This window comes from Streptomyces sp. NRRL S-31, assembly GCF_000718775.1.
GTDB lineage: Bacteria > Actinomycetota > Actinomycetes > Streptomycetales > Streptomycetaceae > Streptomyces.
Genome location: NZ_JOCB01000002.1, coordinates 82,250 through 105,291, shown reverse-complemented (window position 1 = coordinate 105,291; position 23,042 = coordinate 82,250). Strand labels below are relative to the sequence as shown.

The 23,042-nt window shown below is 75.0% G+C and carries 26 protein-coding genes; 11 read left to right on the top strand and 15 right to left on the bottom strand.

Annotated elements, in window-relative coordinates; genetic code table 11:
• Positions 1–51: 51 nt before the first annotated feature.
• Positions 52–195, bottom strand: a complete 144-nt coding sequence (locus IF37_RS44255) for a hypothetical protein (protein ID WP_158727267.1) — start codon at positions 193–195, stop codon at positions 52–54.
• Positions 196–287: 92 nt separating this feature from the next.
• Positions 288–707 (bottom strand): UDP binding domain-containing protein, encoded by a 420-nt coding sequence (locus IF37_RS0101485; protein WP_030734802.1) that lies wholly within the window; start codon positions 705–707, stop codon positions 288–290.
• A gap of 223 nt (positions 708–930) precedes the next feature.
• Between IF37_RS0101485 and IF37_RS0101480 the strand changes: the two genes are divergently transcribed.
• Positions 931–2,058 carry an NADH:flavin oxidoreductase gene (locus IF37_RS0101480; RefSeq protein WP_030734799.1) on the top strand — a complete coding sequence of 376 codons (1,128 nt, stop codon included), beginning with the start codon at positions 931–933 and terminating at the stop codon, positions 2,056–2,058.
• Positions 2,059–2,077: 19 nt separating this feature from the next.
• Here IF37_RS0101480 and IF37_RS0101475 read toward each other — a convergent pair whose 3' ends face one another.
• The gene (locus IF37_RS0101475; protein ID WP_030734796.1) at positions 2,078–2,650 is read right to left on the bottom strand and encodes a hypothetical protein; all 573 of its coding nucleotides are present in this window, start codon (positions 2,648–2,650) and stop codon (positions 2,078–2,080) included.
• Between the two features lie 344 nt (positions 2,651–2,994).
• Here IF37_RS0101475 and IF37_RS0101470 point away from each other — a divergent pair, with 344 nt between their 5' ends.
• Complete coding sequence (locus IF37_RS0101470) at positions 2,995–3,600, top strand: class I SAM-dependent methyltransferase (protein WP_079165494.1); 606 nt, start codon at positions 2,995–2,997, stop codon at positions 3,598–3,600.
• 54 nt (positions 3,601–3,654) lie between these two features.
• Positions 3,655–3,891, top strand: a complete 237-nt coding sequence (locus IF37_RS0101465) for a hypothetical protein (protein WP_158727266.1) — start codon at positions 3,655–3,657, stop codon at positions 3,889–3,891.
• A 27-nt stretch (positions 3,892–3,918) separates the two neighbouring features.
• Here IF37_RS0101465 and murQ read toward each other — a convergent pair whose 3' ends face one another.
• Positions 3,919–4,842 carry an N-acetylmuramic acid 6-phosphate etherase gene (gene murQ / locus IF37_RS0101460; RefSeq protein ID WP_030734788.1) on the bottom strand — a complete coding sequence of 308 codons (924 nt, stop codon included), beginning with the start codon at positions 4,840–4,842 and terminating at the stop codon, positions 3,919–3,921.
• Between the two features lie 256 nt (positions 4,843–5,098).
• Positions 5,099–5,992 carry a MurR/RpiR family transcriptional regulator gene (locus tag IF37_RS0101455; RefSeq protein ID WP_030734786.1) on the bottom strand — a complete coding sequence of 298 codons (894 nt, stop codon included), beginning with the start codon at positions 5,990–5,992 and terminating at the stop codon, positions 5,099–5,101.
• Positions 5,993–6,060: 68 nt separating this feature from the next.
• On the opposite strand from IF37_RS0101455, the gene IF37_RS0101450 reads away from it, so the two are divergent.
• Both IF37_RS0101450 and IF37_RS0101445 read left to right on the top strand, forming a co-directional pair.
• A complete protein-coding gene (locus IF37_RS0101450) occupies positions 6,061–6,444 on the top strand; it encodes a hypothetical protein (RefSeq protein ID WP_030734784.1) in 384 nt (127 codons plus the stop codon).
• Positions 6,441–6,719, top strand: a complete 279-nt coding sequence (locus IF37_RS0101445; RefSeq protein ID WP_030734782.1) for a DUF4031 domain-containing protein — start codon at positions 6,441–6,443, stop codon at positions 6,717–6,719. The genes IF37_RS0101450 and IF37_RS0101445 overlap by 4 nt, the downstream gene beginning before the upstream one ends.
• Here IF37_RS0101445 and IF37_RS0101440 read toward each other — a convergent pair.
• A complete protein-coding gene (locus tag IF37_RS0101440) occupies positions 6,701–7,768 on the bottom strand; it encodes a GNAT family N-acetyltransferase (protein ID WP_030734779.1) in 1,068 nt (355 codons plus the stop codon). The two genes, IF37_RS0101445 and IF37_RS0101440, sit on opposite strands and share 19 nt — an antisense overlap.
• A 26-nt stretch (positions 7,769–7,794) precedes the next feature.
• Complete coding sequence (locus IF37_RS0101435) at positions 7,795–8,439, bottom strand: hypothetical protein (protein ID WP_030734777.1); 645 nt, start codon at positions 8,437–8,439, stop codon at positions 7,795–7,797.
• A 107-nt stretch (positions 8,440–8,546) separates the two neighbouring features.
• On the opposite strand from IF37_RS0101435, the gene IF37_RS0101430 reads away from it, so the two are divergent.
• Positions 8,547–9,245, top strand: a complete 699-nt coding sequence (locus IF37_RS0101430) for a copper homeostasis protein CutC (RefSeq protein WP_030734775.1) — start codon at positions 8,547–8,549, stop codon at positions 9,243–9,245.
• 196 nt (positions 9,246–9,441) lie between these two features.
• Here the strand turns inward: IF37_RS0101430 and IF37_RS0101425 are convergent, their stop codons facing one another.
• The gene (locus IF37_RS0101425; RefSeq protein ID WP_030734772.1) at positions 9,442–10,041 is read right to left on the bottom strand and encodes a hypothetical protein; all 600 of its coding nucleotides are present in this window, start codon (positions 10,039–10,041) and stop codon (positions 9,442–9,444) included.
• Positions 10,042–10,179: 138 nt separating this feature from the next.
• Positions 10,180–12,147: a UvrD-helicase domain-containing protein gene (locus tag IF37_RS0101420; RefSeq protein WP_253915604.1), complete on the bottom strand. Its 1,968-nt coding sequence runs from the start codon at positions 12,145–12,147 to the stop codon at positions 10,180–10,182.
• 380 nt (positions 12,148–12,527) lie between these two features.
• Here IF37_RS0101420 and IF37_RS0101415 point away from each other — a divergent pair, with 380 nt between their 5' ends.
• Complete coding sequence (locus IF37_RS0101415) at positions 12,528–12,710, top strand: hypothetical protein (protein WP_030734768.1); 183 nt, start codon at positions 12,528–12,530, stop codon at positions 12,708–12,710.
• 99 nt (positions 12,711–12,809) lie between these two features.
• Positions 12,810–13,856: a glycosyltransferase 87 family protein gene (locus IF37_RS0101410; protein ID WP_173456683.1), complete on the top strand. Its 1,047-nt coding sequence runs from the start codon at positions 12,810–12,812 to the stop codon at positions 13,854–13,856.
• Between the two features lie 14 nt (positions 13,857–13,870).
• On the opposite strand, the gene IF37_RS0101405 is transcribed toward IF37_RS0101410, so the two are convergent.
• Complete coding sequence (locus IF37_RS0101405; RefSeq protein ID WP_030734763.1) at positions 13,871–15,514, bottom strand: DNA repair helicase XPB; 1,644 nt, start codon at positions 15,512–15,514, stop codon at positions 13,871–13,873.
• 66 nt (positions 15,515–15,580) lie between these two features.
• On the bottom strand, positions 15,581–18,121 hold the full coding sequence (locus tag IF37_RS0101400; protein WP_030734760.1) for a helicase-associated domain-containing protein: 2,541 nt from the start codon (positions 18,119–18,121) through the stop codon (positions 15,581–15,583).
• Positions 18,122–18,255: 134 nt separating this feature from the next.
• On the opposite strand from IF37_RS0101400, the gene IF37_RS0101395 reads away from it, so the two are divergent.
• Together IF37_RS0101395 and IF37_RS0101390 are read left to right on the top strand one after the other, a co-directional pair.
• Positions 18,256–19,272, top strand: coding sequence for a hypothetical protein (locus IF37_RS0101395; protein ID WP_030734752.1), 1,017 nt, complete (start codon positions 18,256–18,258; stop codon positions 19,270–19,272).
• 270 nt (positions 19,273–19,542) lie between these two features.
• Entirely contained in the window at positions 19,543–20,193 is a 651-nt protein-coding gene (locus IF37_RS0101390; RefSeq protein ID WP_030734750.1) for an HAD family hydrolase, read from the top strand.
• On the opposite strand, the gene IF37_RS0101385 is transcribed toward IF37_RS0101390, so the two are convergent.
• Complete coding sequence (locus tag IF37_RS0101385; protein WP_030734747.1) at positions 20,157–20,420, bottom strand: hypothetical protein; 264 nt, start codon at positions 20,418–20,420, stop codon at positions 20,157–20,159. The two genes, IF37_RS0101390 and IF37_RS0101385, sit on opposite strands and share 37 nt — an antisense overlap.
• A 165-nt stretch (positions 20,421–20,585) precedes the next feature.
• On the opposite strand from IF37_RS0101385, the gene IF37_RS46325 reads away from it, so the two are divergent.
• Positions 20,586–20,969, top strand: a complete 384-nt coding sequence (locus IF37_RS46325; protein WP_030734743.1) for a cold-shock protein — start codon at positions 20,586–20,588, stop codon at positions 20,967–20,969.
• A 34-nt stretch (positions 20,970–21,003) separates the two neighbouring features.
• On the opposite strand, the gene IF37_RS0101375 is transcribed toward IF37_RS46325, so the two are convergent.
• From IF37_RS0101375 to IF37_RS0101365, 3 genes are read right to left on the bottom strand one after another with little or no spacing between them, the layout of a single operon-like run.
• Positions 21,004–21,852: a 1,4-dihydroxy-6-naphthoate synthase gene (locus IF37_RS0101375; protein ID WP_030734740.1), complete on the bottom strand. Its 849-nt coding sequence runs from the start codon at positions 21,850–21,852 to the stop codon at positions 21,004–21,006.
• The gene (locus IF37_RS0101370; protein WP_079165493.1) at positions 21,842–22,561 is read right to left on the bottom strand and encodes a futalosine hydrolase; all 720 of its coding nucleotides are present in this window, start codon (positions 22,559–22,561) and stop codon (positions 21,842–21,844) included. Before IF37_RS0101370 ends, IF37_RS0101375 begins: the two co-directional genes overlap by 11 nt.
• Positions 22,561–23,034 (bottom strand): DUF2771 family protein, encoded by a 474-nt coding sequence (locus IF37_RS0101365; RefSeq protein WP_030734734.1) that lies wholly within the window; start codon positions 23,032–23,034, stop codon positions 22,561–22,563. The genes IF37_RS0101370 and IF37_RS0101365 overlap by 1 nt, the downstream gene beginning before the upstream one ends.
• Between the last annotated feature and the right edge of the window lie 8 nt (positions 23,035–23,042).

Genomic DNA, 23,042 nt, shown 5'->3' with positions numbered 1-23,042 from the left:
AGGGGGTGCCGCCCTCGGCGCGTTGTGCGGCCCGTCGCGGTCCGCGTCCGCTCAGGGCACGACGCGCGGCGCGGTGAACCGCGGCCGGGCCGCGCCCCGGTCCTCGTCGCGCACGGCCGGCGACAGACCGCCGCCGCTGCGGGCGGCGACGGGCCCGTCGGCGGACCGGGCCACCAGCGGGGCGCCGCCGTCCACGCGATCCGTACGCCGCGCGGGGAGACGGCCGGGGTCGGCCGGCCCGGACGGAGGCCGCCGGCGGGGCGTCGAGGGCGTGTTCACCGCGGTGTTCACCGCAGGGGGGCGGGGGCGGGGGAGCGGAGGCGGTACCGGGTGTCCAGCACCAGGGGCACCGCGTCCAGCCAGCCGAGGTCGTCACCGGGGTGCACGGTGTGCACGATCACGAGGTCCCAGGGCTCCTCGTGCGGGTCCGTCACCGACCACAGCTCCTGGCCGTCCAGGGTGAGGCGGGGTACATGGCCGTCGCTGTAGCGGGCGTCGGCGCCCCGGGCCGCGAGGAGCCCGAGGAGCCGCAGCGCCGGGCTCTCCCGGACGTCGGGCACGCCCGGCTCGCGGGCCGCCCCGAGGATCAGGACGCGGGCGTCGTCGAGCGGGACGCCGTCGGCGCGCAGTCGCTCGGCGGCCTGTGCGGCGATCCGTTCGGGCCGCTCCCGCAGGGCGGTCAGGGCGCTCTGGTGCGTAATAGTCACGCTGTGTTATTTAAGGCTCGTCGCTCGATCTTCCCCGCAGGGGGGCGAGGGAGTCGGGGCATTTCACTCGGTTGCCCGCCGGGCCCGCCGTATGACGTGGATCACGCCCCACTCGTGGCCCGGACGGGGAATGCGGGGCCGGGGTACCGGCATTGCTTAAGAAGCTGTAACAATGCGCACGCACATACCAGCCGGTAAACCCGTCGTTCGCCAGGAGCCCCCCATGACCGTCACCACGCCCGCCGAGTCCCGCGCGGCCCGTGTCCTGTCCCGCCCGATCGCCCTGAACGGGCTCACCGTCCCCAACCGGATCGTGATGGCGCCGATGACCCGCATGTTCTCCCCGGGCGGCGTCCCCGGCGAGGACGTGCGCTCGTACTACGCGCGCCGCGCCGCCGCCGGCGTCGGCCTCATCGTCACCGAGGGCACCTACGTCGGCCACGACTCGGCCGGCCAGAGCGACCGCGTCCCGCGGTTCCACGGCGAGGAGCAGCTGGCGGGCTGGGCGAAGGTCGCCGAGGGCGTGCACGCGGCGGGCGGCACCATCGTCCCGCAGCTGTGGCACGTCGGCATGGTCCGCAAGCAGGGCGAGCCGCCCTTCGCCGACGCCCCCGCCGTCGGCCCCTCCGGCCTGGTCACCGCGGGCGCCGAGCCCACCGGCAAGGTCATGACCCAGAGCGACCTGGACGACGTCATCGGCGCCTTCGCCAAGGCGGCGGCCGACGCCGAGCGCATCGGCTTCGACGGCGTGGAGATCCACGGCGCCCACGGCTATCTGCTGGACCAGTTCCTGTGGGAGGGCACCAACCGCCGGACCGACGCCTACGGCGGCGACCCGGTGGCCCGCACCCGGTTCTCCGCGGAGGTCGTCGCCGCCGTCCGCGAGGCCGTCTCCCCGGAGTTCCCCGTCCTCTTCCGCTACTCGCAGTGGAAGCAGCAGGACTACACCGCCCGCCTCGCCGAGACCCCCGAGGAGCTGGAGGCCCTCCTCACCCCGCTCGCGGCGGCCGGCGTCGACGTCTTCCACGCCTCCACCCGCCGCTACTGGCTCCCCGAGTTCGACGGCTCCGACCTGAACCTGGCCGGCTGGACCAAGAAGCTCACCGGCAAGCCGGTCATCACCGTCGGCTCGGTCGGCCTCGACGGCGACTTCATGGGCGCCTTCCAGGGCGAGGGCTCCCCGGTCAAGGGCATCGACAACCTCCTGGACCGCCTGGAGGCCGAGGAGTTCGACATGGTCGCGGTCGGCCGCGCGCTGCTCCAGGACCCGCAGTGGGCGGCCAAGGTCCTCGGCGACCGCTACGACGAGCTGGCGCCGTACGACGCGGCCGCGGTGAAGACCCTCAGCTGACCCGTGCCGGCGGCCCCGGCTACAGGTTGCCCATCGGCTCGATGTCGACCCGCACCGGCGTCCCCCACACCCGCAGCACCTCGTAGTCGGTGAACTCGTGGACGAGCCGGTACGCCATGGCGGGCCGGGACCCGCGGCGCTGGGCGGCGAGGTAGGCCTCCGCCTCGTGCCGGTCCCGGCGGGGCGTGCCGCACAGCTGCCACTCCTGTCCGTTCCACAGCTCCGGCAGCCAGCGCTGCTGGGGCTGAGGGCGGTCGCCGCGCACGCCGTACCGGGAGGGCGCGGTGGGGGCCGGCCCGGCCGGGCGGGGCCGGCCGCCCTGGAACTCCGACCGGCGCGCGGCCCGGCGCCGGGTCTCGCACAGCAGGCACAGGTCGGGCGCGCCCTCGTCCACGGGGCCCTGCGGGTGTTCGCGGCACCGGGTGGCGGGCGGCCCGCCGGTGACGCTCTCGTCCAGCAGGTCCACCGCCCGCCGCAGATCGTCCCGGATCTCGTGCAGCCGGGCGTCCGGGGTGTCGGCGGTCAGCGCCTCCCCGTGCTCCCCGAGCAGCCGAAGGGCCCGCCCCAGGGCGGTGAGCTGGGCGTGATTCATATCGGTCGGTCGCCTCCTCTCCCCCATGGTGCCCTGCTTCCGCCCCCGGGCGGAGCCGTGGTGGGCTGACACCCGTGACGACGACCTTTACCGCCCGCCTGCTGACCGCCCTGCACCGCTTCAACGCCGCCCACCCCTGGGCCCTGTCGTCAAACTCCCGCCTGCCTCGCGACGCCATGCGCGCACTCTCGCCGCACCGGGCCCCGACCCAAGTACGTCCAGTACGAGGGCCGGGGCCCGGCACGCCGAGAGCACGCACCTGACGCCGCGAGGCCCGCCCTGCGGGCGGACGGCGGGAGTTTGACGACAGGGCCCAGGACCACAACGCCCGCTACCACCCCTGGCTGCTGCGGCGGCTGCCCCGCCGCTTCGGGACCGCGCTGGACGTCGGGTGCGGGAGCGGGGAGCTGGCGCGGCTGCTCGGCCGGCGGGCGCGGGAGGTGCACGCCATCGACGCCGACGCCCGGATCGTGGCCACGGCCCGGACGGCGACGGACGGTTCGGTTCCCGTCCGGTACGCCGTCGCCGACGCCTCCCGGGAACTGCCGGACGGCCCGTACTCCGTGATCACCTGCGTCGCCGCGCTGCACCACCTCCCGCTCGCCGACACCCTCGTCCGCTTCCGGCAGCGGCTCGCGCCCGGCGGCACGCTGGTCGTCATCGGCTGCGCGCGGGCGTCGGGGTTCCGGGACCACGTGATCGGGCTGTCGGCCGTACCGCTCAACGCGCTGCTGGGCTGGGTGAAGAACGGCTTCCGGCCGGCGCCGCGACGGCCCGTGTCCCTGACGGCCCGCACCCGGGATCCGGCGGAGACCTTCGTCGAGATCGCCGGTACGGCCCGCCGGCTGCTGCCCGGCGCCCGGCTGCGCCGCCGCCTTTTCTGGCGCTACACCCTCGTCTGGCGGGCCCCCGGCGCCCCGGGGCGGGCCGGGGACCCGTCGGGTGCGTGACGGGCGGACGTGCCGGTCGTTCTCCCGGGCATGACGAAGAAGCGCCCGCCGGGCATGACGACGAAGCTCCCGCCGCGTACGGCCCGGACGTTCCTGACCGCCGCCGTGCTCACGGCCTCCGCCGCCGCGCTCGCCGGGCCGGCCCACGCCGACGGCCGCTGGACGGCCACCGGCACCGCGGCCTGCGCCGGCGAGCTGGCCCTGCCCGCCGTCAAGGCCGTGTCCCCGCTGCCGCTGACCGGCGCCCCCGCCGCGTGCGGCGAGGGCAGCCTGGTGCACCACGGCCGCTGACGCCCAGCCGCGCGGCGGACCGCGGGATCAGCGCGGGGCCCGGGTCAGCGCGGCCCGCAGACGGCCGCCGGACTCGGTCAGCAGATGGGCGGCGGTCGGGGCGTCGACGCCGGCGAGCAGGGTCAGGACCGCGTGCTTCACCTCGCCGCCGGTCTCCGTGAGCGCCTTCTCGATCTCGGCGTCGTCCGCGCCCGTGGCCAGCGCGACGATCCGGTGCGCGCGGGCCCGCAGCTTGGCGTTGGAGGCGCGCACGTCGACCATCAGGTTCCCGTACGTCTTGCCCAGCCGGATCATCGTGATCGTCGACAGCATGTTCAGCACCAGCTTCTGCGCCGTGCCCGCCTTCAGCCGGGTGGAGCCGGTGATCAGCTCCGGGCCCACGACCACCTCGATGCCGTGCTCGGCGGCGGCCGCGAGCGCGCTGTGCTCGTTGCAGGCCAGACCGATGGTCAGGGCGCCCAGGGCGCGGGCGTGCGCGACGGCGCCGACGGCGTACGGGGTGCGGCCGGAGGCGGAGACGCCCACAACGCTGTCGTCGGGGGTGAGTTTCAGCGCGTCCAGGTCCCGGGAGGCCAGCTCGGCGGAGTCCTCCGCGCCTTCCACGGACGTGACCATGGCGGCGGGACCGCCCGCGATCAGGCCCACGACCTGGTCCGGGTCGGTGTTGAAGGTGGGCGGGCACTCGGAGGCGTCCAGCACGCCCAGCCGTCCGGCGGTGCCGGCCCCGGCGTAGACGAGCCGCCCGCCGCGGGCCATGCGCTCGGCGACGGCGTCGACGGCCGCGGCGATCCGCGGCAACTGGGCGGCGACGGCGGCGGGTACGCCCGTGTCCTCGCCGTTCATCAGCCGGGCGATGTCGAGGGTGGGCAGCCGGTCGATGTCGGCCAGCTCGGGCCGGAAGGCTTCGGTGGTCAGCGAAGCCAGCTGACTGCGCAGGTCATCAGTGGTCATGAGGGGGGTGGCTCTCTCCGGAGGGGGCTCTGTGGTTCCCGCGGCCGGTGGCGGGCCGCGACCTGGGGGGTTTCGTTTGGATCAGGTCGGATCAGGCCGCGGCGTCCGGCGCGGTGCATCGCAAGGCGGAGGATCACCCGCGTACCGGGCGTACTCGGATGGTCCGACAACGCGGCGTGGGGGTCCCCCCCCGGCCGGAGGCTGGGGGAGGGCCGTGCCGGGCATCGCGGACCCGGGCTGACCCAAACGAAACCCCCTAGCGAGAAGCACTGCGGTGCCGGTGGGCCAGCGCCTCGTAGGACGCGGCCAGCGCCGGCGCCGCGGTCTCGTACGTCCGCTGCGCCACGCCCACGAACAGGCAGTCCACCACCAGCAGTTGACTCGTCCGGGAGGACATGGCGGCGGGCCGCAGCTCCGTCTCCCGCGAGGTCGACGTGGTCAGCACGACGTCGGCGTACTGGGTGACCGCGGAGTCGGGCCGGCCGGTGATGGCCACCGTCGTCGCCCCGCGCTCGAAGGCGACCCGGAGCGGTTCGATGACGTCCCCCGTCGACCCGGAGTGGGTGATCGCGATCGCCACGTCGCCCGACCGGAGCTGCACCGCGTTGGTCACCGCGAGGTGCGGGTCGCCGTGCGCCTGGGCTATGAGACCTATCCGCAGCAGCTTCTGGGTGAGGTCCTGGGCGACGAGTCCGGACGCCCCGACGCCGTACACGTCGGTGCGCCGGGCACCGGCCAGCGCGGTGACGGCCGCGCCCAGTTGCCCGGTGTCCAGTCCGGCGGCCGTGTCGGCCAGGGTCTGCTGTTCCTCGTAGGCCAGCTTGGCGACGACGTCGGACAGGGGGTCGTCCACCGCGATGTCGGTGGTGATCGCGGGCGCGCGCCCGGACTGCTGCTGGGCGGCGAGGCCGGCGAGGGCCAGCCGCAGGTCGCGGTAGCCCGGGTAGCCCAGCAGCCGGGCGGTGCGCACCACGGTGGCCTCGCTGGTGCCGGTCAGCTCGGCGAGGCCGGTGACGGTGAGGGCGGCGCAGCCGGCCGGGTCGTTGGCGACGGCCTCGGCGACGCGCTGCATGGACCGGGTCATGGAAGGGGCGAGCGTGCGCACCTTGGCGGCGAGCGAGCCGCCCGGACTGCCGAAACTTTCCTTCATGTCCTGGTTCACGCTTGAAAGATATTTTCGGTTCGGTGTCGCGGTCAAGAGTGCGCACAATGGGGGGCATGGAACCCATCACCCCCCTGGAGCAGGCGTTGCACGCGGCACGCGCCCTGGTGCTCGCCGATCTGGTCGCGGGCGAGGTCGCCGAGGCGGACGTGGTCTCGCTGGTCGAGGACTCGATAGCGCAGCGGCGCTGGTGGGTCGAGCAGTGGCCGGACGGCGTGAACTTCGTGGCGGGACTCGTCGCCCAGGACGTGCAGGACGCGCTGCTGGAGCGGCACGGTCGCTGGCCGTTGTGCCCGGTGTGCGGCTCCGGCGACCCGCACGCGCTGGACGTGGAGCCCGAACTCGGCCCCGACCCGCACTGGGTCTGCCACAAGGCGGGCGTGCAGGTCGCGCCGGTGGGCTCGCTGGGGTCGGCCGCCGGCGGAACGGTGTCCTCGTGACGCTGTACGTCGACCCGCCCGACTGGCCCGGCCACGGCCGGATGTGGTCGCACCTGGTCAGCGACGTGTCCTACGACGAACTGCACGTGTTCGCGGAGCGGTTGTGCCTGCCCCGGCGGGCCTTCGACGGCGACCACTACGACGTCCCGGCGCACCGGTACGCGGACATGGTGGCGGCCGGCGCGGTGGAGGTCGGCAGCCGCGAGGTGGTGCGGCTGCTGCGGGCGTCCGGGCTGCGCCGGCGCAAGGGCCTGGCTCAGCGCCGCAGCTCGTAGGCCACTTCGTCGGCGTCCTCGCTCACCTGGACGAAGCCGGCGCGGGCGACCACCGCCCGGGAGGCGGTGTTGCCGGTCTCGACGGTCGCGGACAGGGCCCGTACGTCGTCGCGGGCCATCGCCCAGTCGGCCAGCGCGCGCAGCGCCTCGGTGGCGTAGCCGTTGCCGCGGGCGCCCTCCGCCAGGTCGTAGCCGATCTCCACCCGGCCCTCCTCGTCCGGGGCGGAGTGGAAGCCCATGCCGCCGACCGCCCGGCCGTCCTCGCGGCGGACCAGGGCGAAGACGCCGAACTCCGGCCGGTGCACGCCGGCTTCGTACGCCTTCAGCAGGAAGCCGGCGGCCTGGCGCGTGCCCTCGTACGGCCCGCCCTCGATCCACTCGAACCCGCCGTCGCCGCCCAGGCTCAGGTCGCGGGCGGCGGCCGGGCGGATACCGACGAGGTCGAGCCGTCCGGCGCCGATGACCAGGTTGTTGTACCAGGTCCACGCGGTGACCGGGGCGCGGCCGGGCAGCTCGCCGCGGCCGGTGGCCCACAGCAGGGTCGGCCAGGGCGCGGGGCCGGGCTGGACGTGCGGGAACAGCCAGGTCAGCACGGATTCGGCGAGGTCGGCGGAGGGCTCGTAGGGCAGGCCGAGGCCCTCGGCGATGTCATGGGTGTGCAGCAGCACCTCGGCGACGCCCATCGCCGCGAAGCCCTCGCGGTCGGCGCTGCGGAACGGGTAGCTGTGGAAGCCGCGGACGCCGGGCGGGGCGGTGCGGACGGCCGCCGCCAGCAGGGCGCCGGTCGTCTCGATCACGTGCAGCAGGTCCGCGTTGCCGGTGCCCTCGTCGAGGGTCAGCTCGAACGGGAGGTAGCCGTCCCGGGCGCGTCCGGCCAGGTTGGCGGCGTAGGCGATGAGGTCGTCGGCGACGTGCACGGCGGTGGTGTGGCAGTCCCACTCCAGCCGTCCGGCCCGCACGGTCCGCCAGTCGCCGCCCACCGCCGGGCGCAGGGCCGCGGTGCAGCCCGCGACGGCCTCGATCACGTGGTCACCGCTCATCGCTCGCATGGGCGCACCCTAGGCGCCCGGCCGCGTCAGGTCGACAGCATTTCCAGCTCGGCCGCCAGGTTGTGGCGGGCGGTGGCCGTCCAGTGCTCCTCGCCGTACGGGGTGCGGAACAGCCGGGGCAGGTCGAGGAGTTGTCGCAGGACCGCCGAACGGCCCGCGCGGAAGGCGTCGTTCGGGACGAAGTGGTACTCCTCGCGGACCGCGGCGGTGTAGGCGGCGTACGCGGACGGGGGCGCGGCGAGGATCGCCAGGTCGGCGTCGCACAGCACCTGGCCGTCGCGGTCGTCGTCGGCCGGGTCGTGGCCGACGGTGAGCCGGACCAGCCGGGCCACCTCGGCGGTCCGGGCGGCCGGCACGCCGGCCTCCGGCAGGGCGCGTTCGGCCAGTCGCGCGGACCGCTCCTCGTTCTCGGACCGCTCGGGGAGGTAGACGGCGTCGTGGAACCAGGCGGCCAGGCGCACCGCGTCCGGGTCGGCCGCGTACCGCTCCAGCGTGTCGACGTGGTCGAGCACGGCGGTGAGGTGGGTCAGCGTGTGGTAGTGCCGCTGCGGCTCCTGCCAGCGGGCGAGCAGGTTGTCGGCGTAGGGGGCGGGGTCGGGGCCGCCGCCGGGGGCGCGGGCCGTGGTGAGGGCGCGGGCGAAACGGAGGCGCAGGGCGTCGAGGTCGGCCATGGGCCCATTCTCCGACGTACACGGGCCCCGTGGCGCTCCGGTACCGGCGTACTCTTGAATTGGACTAGACCTGTACTCGCCCGATGAATGCCGATGAATGGGGTGCCATGAGCAAGCGTGCGGTCCTGGAGGTGATCGCCCTCGACACCGAGGACGCGGTCGCCGCCCAGGCGGGAGGCGCGGACCGGCTGGAGCTGGTCACCGAGATGGCGGCCGACGGGCTCACCCCCTCGCCCGCGACCGTCGCCGCGATCCGTGCCGCCGTCGACATCGATCTGCGCGTGATGCTCCGCCTCGCGGACGGCTTCGCGGCCGGGGACGTGGACCGGCTCGTCGGCGTGGCCGGCGAGCTGCGGCAGGCCGGCGCCGACCAGTTCGTGCTCGGTTTCCTCGCCGCGGACGGCGGCGCCGACCTGGCGGCGGTGGAGCGGGTCGTCGACGCGCTCGGCGGCTGCCCCTGGACCTTCCACCGGGCGATCGACCGGGCCGCCGACCGGGACGCCCTGCGCAAGCAGCTCGCCGACCTGCCCGGCCTGGACACCTACCTCACCGCCGGGTCCGCCACCGGGGTGGACGACGGCCTGCCCACGCTGCTCGCCGAGGCCGCCCGTGACAGCGGTCCCGGGTACGAGCAGCAGATCCTGGTCGGCGGCGGACTGCGTCTGGACCACGTGCCGCGGCTCCGGGCGGGCGGGATCGAGGCGTTCCACATCGGCGGGGCGGCCCGCCCCGACGGCTGGCGCGGCCCGGTCTCGGCGGACGCGGTCGCCGAGTGGCGCACGACGCTGGACGGTTACACGGCTTAGCCCCCGGGCCTGCCGGCCCTCCGGGTCCCGGCCCTCCGGGTCCCGGCCCGGCGGGCTCCTGGCCTCCCGGCCCCCCGGTTCCCGGCCTCCCGGGTCTGCGGGCTCCCGGCCTTCCGGCCTTCCGGCCTTCCGGCCTCCCTGCCCTCCGGGTTCCCGGCTTCCGGCCCCCGGCCGACTTGCCCGGAGTCCGGGAGGCTCAGCCGTTGAGGGGGTGCAGGCAGAGTGACAGGTCGCGGCTCTCGCTGTACTCCGGGTAGGCGGCGTAGTCGCCGGGGCCGCAGGAGGGGCTGTCCGGCATCAGGACGCGGTACTCGGCGTCCGGCGTGCCGCACTCCGCCGGGCGCAGCTCCTGCTCGGGCCAGGCCGCGTCGTTGGCGGCGCACGAGCCGGGGGCCAGGGTCGGCTGCCCGCTCCCGGAGCCGACCGCCATGCCGATGAGCATGAGCACCGGTACGGCGATCAGCAGCAGGGCCAGCCCGCCGAGCGGGACGAGCGCGACCAGACCGGCCGGCCGCCGCAGCACCGGGCGGCCGGGGTCCAGCGGCGGGCGCCAGGCGGCCGTCGCCGGCGGCGGGAGCGTGCGCAGGCGGTTCAGCGCGCCGAGGTTGACCAGCAGGGTGACCGGGGTGATGAACAGCGACAGCGGTCCCCACCAGCCCTGCGCCAGGGTGTCCGCCTGCATCCGCCGGAACACCGCCAGCCCGCAGGTGCGGCACAGCACGCCCCGCCGCCGCAGGAACCGCATCACCACCAGCATGCCCTGGTGCCCGCGCACCGTGACCGGTGCCGCGGGCATCGCCCCGCACACCTCGCACCCCGGTCCGACGGGCGGCGGGTACGGTCCGGGCGGCTGCTGGTACGGGTACGCGGGCGGCGGGTACGACGTGCTCAACGGGAGCCCTTCCAGGGGGACTTGCCGGATCGGTACGGCACCCTACCCGGCGAGCTGCGCGGGCAGCGCCGCCGTGTGCGTCACGATCAGGCCCGACACCGCACGGGTCAGCGCCACGTACAGGCGGCGCAGCCCGGTGCGTTCGTCCGGCTCGCCGTCCACCACGGCCCGCGGCTCGTCCAGGACCACGTAGTCGTACTCCAGGCCCTTGGCGAGCGAGGCCGGGACGAGGGTCAGCCGGGTCTCGCGGGTGGTCTCCTCGCCGGGGGCCAGGAAGGGGATGCCGGCCTCCGTCAGGGCCTCGGCGAGGGCGGGGACGCGGGCGTCGGCGGCGATCAGGCCGGTGGAGCCCTCATGGCCCAGCAGCTGCGCGCAGGCGGCGACGGTGTCGGCCGTCCCGGTGGCCTCCCGGACCTCGAAGAAGCCGGGGTTCTCCCGGACGGAGGCGACCGGGGCGAGGCCGGGCGCGATGTGCGGCAGCAGCCGGGAGGCGTACGCGATGACGTCCGTCGGCACGCGGAAACCGGCCGTCAGCTCCTCCACGGCCCCGTCCGGCTTGCCGAGGTGGTCCAGCGCCTCCGCCCAGCTCCGGGTCGCCCACGGGGTCGTGCCCTGGGCGAGGTCGCCCAGCACGGTGGCGCTGCCGGTGGTGCAGCGGCGGCCCACCGCCCGGTACTGCATGGGGGACAGGTCCTGTGCCTCGTCCAGCACCACGTGCCCGAGGGAGTGCGTGCGCTGGATCAGGTCGGCCGCCTCGTCGACCAGGACGGCGTCGGCCGCCGACCACCTGGCCGTCTTCACGCTGCGCGCCGGCCTGGCCCACAGGATCGTCTTCCGCTCGTCCTCGTCCAGGACGCCCTCGGCGTGCTCGGCGAGGAACTCCGCGTCGGTCAGCAGCCGCAGCACCAGCCGGGCCGGGTCCACGGCCGGCCAGAGTGCCTTCACGGCCGCCTTCACCGCGCTGTTGCGGGCGACCGCGTCCTGCACCCGGTCGTCGGGCGCCTCCCCGGCCTGCTCCATCCGCACCAGCACGGCGTGCGCGATGCGCTGCGGCAGCGCCTCGCGGGCGGCGCCATAGCGGATGTCCCGGGCCAGCAACTCGCGGACGATCTCCTCCAGTTCGTACGCCGGCACCCGCCAGCGCCGGGAGCCGCGCACCACCACGACCGGCTCGGTGGGCAGGGTCACGTGGGAGTACAGGGCGCGTTTGAGGACGACGGCCATCCGGGCGTCGCCCTTGACGATCGCGGCGGCGGCCTCGTCGGTGCCGCGCACCTCGACGTGGGCGACGAGGTCGTCCACCGTCGCCTGCTGGACGGTCAGCTCGCCGAGCGCGGGCAGCACCTGCTCGATGTAGTGCAGGAAGGACCGGTTCGGCCCGATGACCAGGGTGCCGGTGCGGGCCAGCCGCTCCCGGTGGGCGTAGAGCAGGTACGCGACCCGGTGCAGGCCGACGGCGGTCTTCCCGGTGCCGGGGCCGCCCTGCACGCAGACGGTGCCGGACAGCCCGGACCGGACGATCTCGTCCTGCTCGGGCTGGATGGTGGCGACGATGTCCCGCATCGGTCCGACGCGCGGCCGTTCGATCTCCTGCTGGAGCAGCTTGCTGGTGGCGGCGGTCTCGCCCGGGTCGGACAGATGCTCGTCCTCGTACGCGGTCAGGTCGCCGCCGGTGTAGCCGAAGCGCCGGCGCAGCCCGATGTCCATGGGGTTCTTCCGGGACGCGCGGTAGAACGGCTGCGAGACCGGTGCCCGCCAGTCGATGACCATGGGGTCGCCGTCGGCGTCGTGGACGTGCCGCCGCCCGATGTAGAAACGCTCGCCCCCGGCGCCCTCGGCCCGCGCCGCGCCCGGCGCGTGCAGGTAGTCGAGCCGGCCGAAGAACAGCGGGGTGTCGCTGAGGTCGGCCAGCGCCTTGATGCGGTCGTCGATCTGACGGGCGAGCACCGCGGCGTTGACCCAGTTCGCGGTGACGTCCTTGATGTCCAGCGCCTCCACGTCCTCGCGCATGGCGCGCAGGGCGGCGCGGGAGGCGCCGAGGTGGGAGCGTTCGCGGGCGAGGGGGTCGGCGGGCGGTTCGTGGACGGGCGCGGACAAGGGGGTGCCTCCGGTGGGCCTGCTGCGTGGGCTACGACGATGCCGCCCGGTTTCCGGCCGGGCGGCGGCACTCCGTGGGGGAGGCGGGCAAGAGCGGAGATTGTAGGCGGGGCGGCGCGCCGGATCCAGCGCATTTCCGTCCCCCGGCGCCGGCGCGTGTCCCCTGGGGGACGCGGGGGGACGGAGGCCCGTGCGGCTCGGGGCCGGGGTCCGTCCGGGGGCCTGCGAGCGGCCGCCCGGACCGGCCCCGTGGATGGATGCGGGTCCGGGGTCCGGCGTTCCACCATGGAGACATGAGCGCAGCAACCATCACCCCGGCCTCCGGCCGTCCCCCGTCCGGCGCGACGGCCCTGGACGGTCCGCGCCACCACCTGCTGGGCGACGCCCTGCGCGCCGTCAAGGTGTTCGCCGAGGCGGCGTTCGGCGTCGTCATCCTCGGCGAGTACGGCGAGGAGGCGGGCGTACATCGCAAGTAACAACATAGGGTCGCATCCGTGCGGAAACGGACGGCCCTGCTTCTCCTCGCCCTGTCCCTCGCCTCCTTCGGCACGCTGTGCGCCCTGCGCGGCGCGCCCATGGCCGACCTCCTCGTCTACCGCGCCGAGGGCGCGGCCGTGGCCCACGGCACCGATCTGTACGGCTTCACCGTCACCCGGTGGCGGCTCCCCGCGACCTACCCGCCCTTCGCCGCGATCCTGTTCGTGCCGGCGGCCTGGCTCCCCGTACCGGCCCTGAAGGCGGTGGTCCTGGCGGGCAACGTGGCCCTGCTCGCCGCCTTCGTCACCCTCTCCGCCCGGCTGGCCCACCGCACCCCCGCGCCACCCCTCGTCTGCGCCGCCACCGCCCTCGCCCTCTGGCTCGAACCGGTCTTCCAGACCCTGCTGTACGGCCAGATCAACCTGGCCGTCGCCTGCCTGGCCCTGTGGGACCTGACCCGGCCGGCGGGCGCCCGCGCCAAGGGCCTGGTCCTCGGCCTGGCGGCCGGCATCAAGCTGACCCCGGCGGTCTTCCTGCCGTACCTGCTGCTGCGCGGCCGGGTCCGGGAGGCGGCGACGGCGGCGGCGGCCCTCGCCGGGACGGTCGCGCTCGGCGCCGTCCTGCTGCCCTCCGCGACCGCCTCGTTCTGGACCCGCCGGCTGTGGGAGACCGCCCGGGTCGGCAAGCCCTGGATCGTCGACAACCAGTCCCTCCAGGGGCTGACCGCGCGGGCGCTCGGCGACCCCGCGCCGGGCCTGGTCTGGCTGCTCGCGGCGGCGGTGGTCGCGGTGGCGGGCCTGCGGCTGGCCGCCCGCGCGCCGGGGGACGGCCACGGCGTCCTGCTGACCGCGTTCACGGCCCTGCTGATCTGTCCGATCAGCTGGACCCACCACTGGGTGTGGTGCGTCCCGCTGCTCGTGGTGCTGCTGGCGGAGGGCCGCACCCGCACGGCCGTGCTGGTGGCCCTCGTCTTCACCGCCCGCACCATGTGGCTGGTGCCCCACCAGGGCGACCTGGACCTGGAACTGCCCTGGTGGCAGCAGCCCCTGGCCTCCGCCTACCCCGTCCTGGCGCTCGCTCTGATCGTCACCTACGACGGCACGGCCGGCCGCCGCCCGGCCGCCGCCGCCGAACGGGCGGGCTGATCCGGCGGGATTGCCTAGCTCTCGGCCAGCAGCTCGTCCGCGTCCATGATCCGGTAGGCATAGCCCTGCTCGGCCAGGAAGCGCTGCCGGTGGGCGGCGAAGTCCTGGTCGATGGTGTCGCGGGCGACCACCGAGTAGAAGTGGGCCTGATGCCCGTCGGCCTTGGGGCGCAGCACCCGGCCGAGCCGCTGGGCCTCCTCCTGCCGGGAGCCGAAGGTGCCGGACACCTGGATGGCGACCGTCGCCTCGGGCAGGTCGATGGAGAAGTTGGCGACCTTCGACACCACCAGCACGCTGATCTCGCCCTCGCGGAACGCGTCGAAGAGCTTCTCGCGCTGCGCGTTGGAGGTCTCGCCCTTGATCACCGGGGCGTTCAGGTGCTCGCCCAGCTCGTCCAGCTGGTCGATGTACTGGCCGATGACCAGGACCTGCTGCCCGGCGAACCGGCGCACGATCGCCTCCGTGACCTTCCGCTTGGTCGCCGTGGTCGCGCAGAAGCGGTACTTCTCCTCCGTCTCGGCCGTCGCGTACGCCAGCCGCTCGGAGTCGGTCAGGTTCACCCGGACCTCGACGCAGTCGGCGGGCGCGATGTAGCCCTGCGCCTCGATCTCCTTCCAGGGCGCGTCGAACCGCTTCGGCCCGATGAGCGAGAACACGTCCGACTCCCGGCCGTCCTCGCGCACCAGGGTGGCCGTCAGCCCCAGCCGGCGGCGCGCCTGGAGGTCGGCGGTGAACTTGAAGACCGGCGCGGGCAGCAGGTGCACCTCGTCGTAGACGATCAGCCCCCAGTCCCGGGAGTCGAACAGCTCCAGGTGCGGGTAGACGCCCTTCCGCCGGGTCGTCAGCACCTGGTAGGTGGCGATGGTGACCGGCCGGATCTCCTTCTTCGTCCCGCTGTACTCGCCGATCTCGTCCTCGGTCAGCGAGGTCCGCTTCACCAGCTCGTGCTTCCACTGCCGGGCGGAGACGGTGTTGGTGACGAGGATCAGCGTGGTCGACTTCGCCTGGGCCATCGACCCGGCGCCGACCAGCGTCTTCCCGGCGCCGCAGGGCAGCACGACCACCCCGCTGCCGCCGTGCCAGAAGTTCTCCACGGCCTGCTTCTGGTACGGCCGCAGGGTCCAGCCGTCCTCCAGCAGCTCGATCGGGTGCGCCTCACCGTCGACGTACCCGGCGAGGTCCTCGGCCGGCCAGCCCAGCTTGAGCAGCGTCTGTTTGATCTGCCCGCGCTCGGAGGGGTGCACCACCACGGTGTCCGGGTCGATCCGGGCGCCGACCAGCGGGGCGATCCGCTTGGACTTCAGTACCTCCTCCAGCACCGGCCGGTCGGTGGTGGTGAGCACCAGCCCGTGCGTGGGGTGCTTGGACAGGGTGAGGCGGCCGTAGCGGTCCATCGTCTCGGCGATGTCCACGAGCAGCGCGTGCGGCACGGGGTAGCGGCTGTACTGCACCAGGGCGTCCACGACCTGCTCGGCGTCGTGGCCGGCGGCGCGGGCGTTCCACAGGCCGAGCGGGGTCACCCGGTAGGTGTGGATGTGCTCGGGCGCCCGCTCCAGCTCGGCGAAGGGCGCGATGGCCCGCCGGCAGTCGTCGGCCCGCTCGTGGTCGACTTCCAGCAGCAGGGTCTTGTCGGACTGGACGATCAGTGGACCATTCACGCGCGGCACACCTTTCCACTACGGCCAAACGTCCAGTGTGCCTCATCGGCCGGGCGGACCGGGGGCTCAGTCGTCCGCCAGCTCGGCGACCCCCGTGATCCGGTGCAGCGGGAACGTCCGCACCTCGTCCGCCGTGTGGTCGTACGCCGTCACGAAGCCGCCCTCCACCCGGACCGGCGCGATGACCCGCTGGCTGGCGGCGCCCTCGGCGTTGACATAGCCGATCCACACGGCGTCGCCGGTCAGCACGGCCGCCTGCATGGTGGCCAGGGTCTCGGCGGAGGAGGTGCGGGGCAGCTCGCCGCCCGCCAAGGGCTCGCCGGCCGGCTTGCGCGGGGCGGTCGCGGCTAGGTCACCGGCCCGGATGGCGCGGATCGCCGCCGTGAGCAGGGTGGCGTCCGGCGGCGGCGGGCCGTCCGGCACCGGTTCGGGCGCGGTGCGCGGCGGGGTGCGGTGGGCGTCGGCGCGGGTGATCAGCACATCGCCCTCGGCGGATTCGGCGGCGGGCGCGTACCCCATCGCGCGCAGCCCCTCCAGCAGCGCCGCCGGATCGACCGGGGCGGCCAGCACGGTCGGCGCCAGCCGGCGCAGCCGCAGCCCGGCGGCGCGCTTGTCGGCGAGGATCTCGTTCAGCAGGGCGTCGTCGTCGCAGCGCACGTACGCCGAGGCGGCGCCGACCCGCAGGTGGCCGTGGCGCCGGGCCACGTCGTCGATCAGGTAGGCGAGCGGCTGCGGGACCGGGGTGCGGGAGTGCTCGGTGAGGAAGGCGTGCAGGTCGGCGGCGGTACGGCCGGCGTCCAGGGCGCGGCGGACGGACGCCGGTGTGAACCGGTACACGGTCGCGCCGCCCTTGGACTCCACGTCCGCGAGCACGCCCAGCACGTCCGCGAGCGGGCGCCGCAGCGGGCCGGGGGCGACTGCCGTCAGGTCGGCCTGGAGCAGCACGTGGTCCAGCGGCTCGGGCAGCAGCGGGGCGAGCAGCCGGGCCGCGGCGGCACCCGCGACGGCCTGTTCGGCGGCGGGCAGCGGCCCAGTCCGCCCGGCCGGGCGGTGGTGGTGCACCGGGAGCTTGTCACCGGGGCCCTCGGGGACGGCGGGCGCCGGGCCGGTGCCGGCGGCGGGCGGGGCGCCGAGCAGTGCGCGGCCGTGGGCCGACAGGGCGCCCCGGCCGGTCACGCCGAGCAGTTCCGCCTCCGCCAGCGTCCAGCGGGCCAGACGGGAGCGCAGGTCGTCCGGGTCGTCCCGGCGACCGCCCCGCAGCGGTCGTTCCCAGTGCAGCCGGGCCAGCACCGACTCGGCGTCCGGGGCCGCGCCCGGGGGCGGTCCGGCCAGCAGGGACAGCACCCGGTGCCGCACCTCGGGCGCGGCGGACCGGTCGAGCCCCGCGCCGAGCGCCGACAGGGTCCGGTCCTTCGCGTCCCGGCCGCCGACCAGCCCCGGTGTCCGGGTGGCCGTCAGCCACGCCTGGGCGAGCCGGACCCAGCGCTCGGCCGGCGGCCGCTCCAGCCACTCGTCGTAGGCGGGCGTGGCCGCGTAGCGCTCGTCGGCCTCCCCGTCGGAGGCGATCAGACCGGCCGCGTACGCCAGCTCCACCCAGAACGCGGCCACCGGTTCGGACACGTCGAGCGCCACGGCGGTCCGCTTCAGGTCGCGGACGCTCAGCCCGCCCGCCCGGAGCACGGCCGGACCGCCCTCGTCCCAGTCCTTGAGCAGCTCCTCCACGGTGGCGAGCGCGGTGTACGCCTGCCCGGCCGCGGTGGCGTCCACCACCTGCGCGCCGTGCGTCACGGCCGGCGTGACGGCGGGCGGCAGCGGCTCGGGCACGCGGTGCGCGCGGCCCGCGCGCAGATGCAGGGCGACCTCGCGGGGCAGGACCACCGTGCCGGGCGCGGTCGGCAGCAGCAGCCCCCGGTCCAGCAGCCAGCGCAGGTGCGCCGCCGGCTCCGCGGTGACCTGCCCGTACGGCGGCCCCCACACCAGCCGGGACAGCACCTCGCGGGCCGCCTCCGGGGCCCCGGCGAGCAGCTTCGCCATCTTCTTCCGGTGCGTGAACAGGGCGGTCAGCGCGTCGACGGCGGAGACCGAGTCGTGCGTCGAGGGCAGCCCGGCCGTCGTCACGATCTCCTGGATGCGCCCCGGCGACATGCCCGAGGTGGCCTCCCGCACGGTCGGCCCGAGCCCGGTCGGGGACGGGTGCTGCGGCGAGGGGGCCAGCAGTTCGCGGGCGGTCCGCACCAGCCGCAGCCGGTCGTCGTCGCCCCACACCAGCGCCTGCTCGCGCAGCGTGCCGACGGCTCGGGGCAGCGCGCCGGCCACGGTCTCGTCGCCGGCGTCCCCGGCCATCAGGGCGAGCAGGGTGCCGTACGACGCCGGGTCCGGGGCGACGGCCAGCGCCTCCGCCGTCTGGAGCGCGAACCGGTCCAGCCGCTCCAGGGCGCGCAGCACCGAGGCGCGGGTACCGGCACGGGTGGCGAGCTGGGTGAGGTCGGTGGGTACGGGGGTGACGAGATCCGGGCGGCCACGCAGCAGCGCGGCCAGGGAGGAGTCGTCCCGGGCGCGGAGCGCCTCCGCCAGGGACCGAGGGGCTGAGGTGGCCTCGGGGCTCATCCGGTCAACGGTAGCGGAGATCCCGGCCGGACCGGAGGGAGCGGGTCCCGGGGCGGTCGCCGCACCCCGGGCGGGGCGGAGGAACCGGTACCGTCCTCCCCGGGGTTCACGTCGGCGCACCCCGGAGGGGTTCCGTGGGGATTGAGAGCGACCAGGTCGTCTACGAGTATCTGAGCCGCGTCGGTGACATCGCCCAGCAGCGGCAGCTGCCGTCGGCGACGCGCATGCGGCTCGTGTCCGAGCTGCGCAACGAGATCGACCGGCACCGGGCGAAGGCGACGGTGGACTCGCCCGCCGCCGTCCGCCGCATCCTGGACCAGCTCGGCAGCCCGGACGAGGTGGTCACCGCGGCGGGCGGCGGCGGTGGTGTCCCGCAGCCGCCCGCCACCGCCGTACCGGCGCAGCCCGCGCCCCGGGAGGGCGCGGCGGAGCGGGAGCGGCCGAAGGGGTTGCGCCGGGTCGTCCCGCGCCCGCGCCCGGCCGAGCCGGAGCCGCCCGCCGCGCGGGACACGGTCCTGCCGCCGCACCTCGCGCCCGCGCACGAACTCGGGGACGGCGACGCACCGCCCGACTGGTGGCGCACGAACACCGGCAGCCCCCTGGCGGACGTCGACCCGGTACCGGGGTTCGTCGGCGGGGTGGAGATCCCCGACCTGCTCAAACGCCCTCCGGCGGAGCCGCCCGCCCGGCAGCCGGAACCCGCGGCGGAGCCCGCCGGGACCGCACCGGAGCCCACCGCGCGCCGCCGCCTCCTCGGCCTGCTCCCGGCCCGTGGGGCGGCCCCGGCCGACGCGCCCGCCCGCGGGCTGCTCACCGGCTGGTCCAGCCCCCTGCTGCTGCTGGCCGCCGCCGCGCTCGTCGCCGGCGCGGTCCTCGGCAACTGGTTCGCGCTGTTCCTGGGCTGGGCGATCGCCTACGGCTCCCGCCGGCTGTCGCCCGCGCAGACCAAGTGGGCGGTCATGGTGCTGCCGGGCGCGGCGGTCGCGGCCGGCGTGGTCTGGCTGTGGGGCCGCACGGACGGCCGCTGGGGCGACCCGATCGCCCAGGGCCACATGGCCGACGCGGTGGGCGCCACCTGGCCCTGGGTGGTCCGCGCGGCAGCCCTGGCCTCGGCCCTCTACCTACTCCACCAAACCCGCAGCAAAACCTGACCCGTCACTCCACAGCGCAGGCCCAGCCCCGCAAGGGGCGCGGGGAACTGCGCGCCCAGCCCCGACGAACCCGCACCCGGCCCCCCACACTCACCACCCCAATCCGGCCCCGCCGAAACCCACCCGTCACCTCACAACGCAGGCCTGCCAGAAATCAGGGGCGCGGGGAACTGCGCGACCAGCCCCCACGACCCCGCACCCGGCCCGGCGCCACACTGGCCCCCCACAACGCACCCACCCCGCCACAACCGACGGACGTCACCCGGCACAATGGCCCCCATGGCCCCCACAACCCCCCTCACCGTCGGCTTCGACCTGGACATGACCCTCATCGACTCCCGGCCGGGCATCCGTGCCTGCTACCTGGCCCTGGCGGAGCGGACGGGCGCGTTCATCGACGCGGACCTGGCGGTGACCCGGCTCGGCCCGCCCCTCGTGGACGAGCTGGTCAACTGGTTCCCGGCCGAGCAGGTGCCGGCGATGGCCGACCTGTACCGGGAGCTGTACCCCGGCATAGCCATCACCGCCACGCCCGCCCTGGCCGGCGCCCGGGAGGCGGTCGAGGCGGTGCGGGCGGCCGGCGGCCGGACGATGGTGGTCACGGCGAAGTACGAGCCCAACGCCAGGCTGCACCTGTCCCACCTCGGCATCGAACCGGACGTGGTCGTCGGCGACCTGTGGGCCGAGCGGAAGGCGGAGGCGCTGCGCGCGCACGGCGCGGGCGTGTACGTCGGCGACCACGTCGGAGATGTCCGCGGCGCCCGCGCGGCAGGTGCGTTTTCGGTCGCCGTCGCGACCGGACCGTGCCCGGCCGACGAGCTGCGCGCGGCCGGCGCGGACGTCGTGCTGACCGATCTGTCCGCGTTCCCGGCGTGGCTCGCCGGCTACCGCGAGGCGCCCGCCGCGGCCTCCCGCGCCTGACGCCGTCCGGCGGCGATCGACCGCAGGACACCGGCACCGGCCACGAGGAATCCGACGGCCATGAGCATGCTCAGCCCGAACATGTAGGTCGGAAAAGGCTTCGCTCCGAAGAACAGCGGGGCCACCGTGACGAGGGTGGCCAGCGCCCCGAGGAAGAAGACGACGGCACCGGCACGGATCAGTCGTTCTCCGGGCGCGGCGGAATTCGCTTGGGTTTTGTCACGCACCGGACCAGGGTAGTTCCCAGCGCGAGAGAACAACCGGGGGACGTCTTGTCACCCGCCCGAAGACCATTAGCCTTGGTAGCGGCGGGTCAGGGTCGACCCGCTCTAGTGCTGTAAAGAGCCGTTTCCAGAGCAGTTTTCCCGACGAGTACGAGGACGAGGACAGACGTGCCTACCGGCAAGGTCAAGTGGTTCAACAGCGAGAAGGGCTTCGGCTTCCTCTCCCGCGACGACGGCGGTGACGTCTTCGTCCATTCCTCGGTTCTCCCCGCCGGAGTCGATGCGCTCAAGCCGGGACAGCGTGTGGAGTTCGGGGTGGTCGCCGGTCAGCGCGGCGACCAGGCGCTGTCGGTGATCGTGCTCGACCCGACGCCGTCGGTCGCCGCCGCCCAGCGGAAGAAGCCGGACGAGCTGGCCTCGATCGTGCAGGACCTGACGACCCTCCTCGAGAACATCACGCCGATGCTGGAGAAGGGCCGTTACCCGGAGAAGGCGTCCGGCAAGAAGATCGCCGGTCTGCTCCGCGCGGTCGCCGACCAACTGGACGTCTGAGCACTCCCGGCGGACCCCGGTATCGGGGAGTCCGTCAGGGGAACGCGAGCGCGTCCGGGCCGAGGGGCGGCAGGAGTCCCTCGGCCGCCGCGCGCGTGAGCAGCCCGCGGATCGCCGCGTAGCCGTCCTCGCCGAGGTCGGCGGTGAACTCGTTGACGTACAGCCCGATGTGCTGGTCGGCGACGGCCGGGTCCATCTCCTGGGCGTGCGCCATGACGTACGGCCGGGAGACCTCCGGGTCGTCCCAGGCGGCCCGCACGGAGGCGCGGACGGAGTCGGCGAGCCGGGCCAGCGTCCGCGCGCCCAGCGACCGCTTGGCGATGATCGCGCCCAGCGGGATCGGCAGCCCGGTGGTCAGCTCCCAGTGCTCGCCCATGTCGGCGAGCTTGTGCAGCCCGTAGTCCCGGTAGGTGAACCGGGCCTCGTGGATGACCAGGCCCGCGTCCACCTTGCCGTCCCGCACGGCCGGCATGATCTCGTGGAACGGCATGACCACGATCTCGCCGACCCCGCCGGGCAGCGTGTCCGCGGCCCACAGGCGGAACAGCAGGTACGCCGTCGACGTCTCGCTCGGCACCGCGACCGTGGCGCCGGTCAGGTCGGCGCCGGCCTCGCGCGCGAGCACCAGCGGCCCGCAGCCCCGCCCCAGCGCGCCGCCGCACGGCAGCAGCGCGTACGTGTCGAGGACGTACGGCAGGACGGCGTACGACACCTTCAGCACGTCGTGCTCGCCGCGCTCGGCCATCCCGTTGGTGACGTCGATGTCGGCGAAGGTCACGTCCAGCGCGGGGGCGCCGGGGACGCGGCCGTGGGCGAGGGCGTCGAAGACGAAGGTGTCGTTCGGGCAGGGGGAGTACGCGATCTTCAGCGGCTCACTGGTCATGTGGGTTCCAACTCTCCAATACGGGCGCGAGCTTCCCGAAGCCCTCGGTGAGGGCGGTCAGGGCGTCGCCGATGCGCCAGGCGGCGCGGTCGCGCGGCCCCACCGGATTGGAGACCGCGCGGATCTCCAGCACGGGCACGCCGTGCGCGGCGGCGGCCTCCGCCACCCCGAACCCCTCCATGCCCTCGGCGAGCGCCGCGGGGTGCCGGGCGCGCAGGGCCGCGGCGCGGCCGGCGGTGCCGGTCACCGTGGAGACGGTCAGGATCGTGCCGGTACGGGCGCCGGTGACCACGGCTGTAGCTCGTACGAGTGATTCCGGCGGGCGGTGGCTGACGGTCCCGAAACCCAGCTCGGTGACCGGCAGGAAGCCGTCGGCGGTCTCGGCGCCCAGATCGGCCACGGTGATCGCGTCGGCGACGACGAGCGAGCCGACGGGCGCGGCGGGCTGGAAGCCGCCGCCGATCCCGGCCGAGACGACCAGGCCGTAGGGCCGGCCGGCCAGCGCGGCGGCGGTCAGCGCACCGGCCGTGGTGGCCGCGGCGAGCGCCGGGCCGACGCCGGCGGCGAGCAGGTCACAGCCGGCCGCCGTCCGGCACAGGACCGCGCCCGGCAGCCGTACCTCCTCGGCCGCCCCGGGCAGCGCCCGGGCCACCGCGTCCCGTTCGACGGGGACCGCGGTGGCGACGAGGACCGGTACGGAAGGCGTGATCAGGCCTTCTTGAGCTTGAAGGACCAGTAGCCCTTCTTCGGGTTCTCGCCCATCTGGATCGTGAGCGTGTTGGTCTCGCCCTGCGTGCCGTACTGCGCGTTGAAGAAGGCGCTGCTCGGGATGGTGCGGTACGTCTCTTTGCTGGTGTCGGTGAACTGGCGGCCGTTGACCAGCACGGTCCAGCCCGCGTCCGCGATCTTCGGGTCGACGCCGATGCGGACGGTCTCGTCCTGGCCGACCTCGATCGACTTCACGTCCTCGGCGTTCTTGACGCAGTCCTTCAGCGACTTGGCGTCCAGCTTGTCGCCGTCGTTGTAGCAGAGGGCCTCCGAGTTGACCGAGTTCCCGCCGACGGTGAGCGTCGCTACGGGACTGGGCTTGTCACAGGCCGACAGGACGAGCAGTCCGGCGGAAACGGCGCCGGCGGCGGCGACGGCGCGGCGGCGTCGCACAGCGGATTGCAGCGTGGTCATGGCCGAAG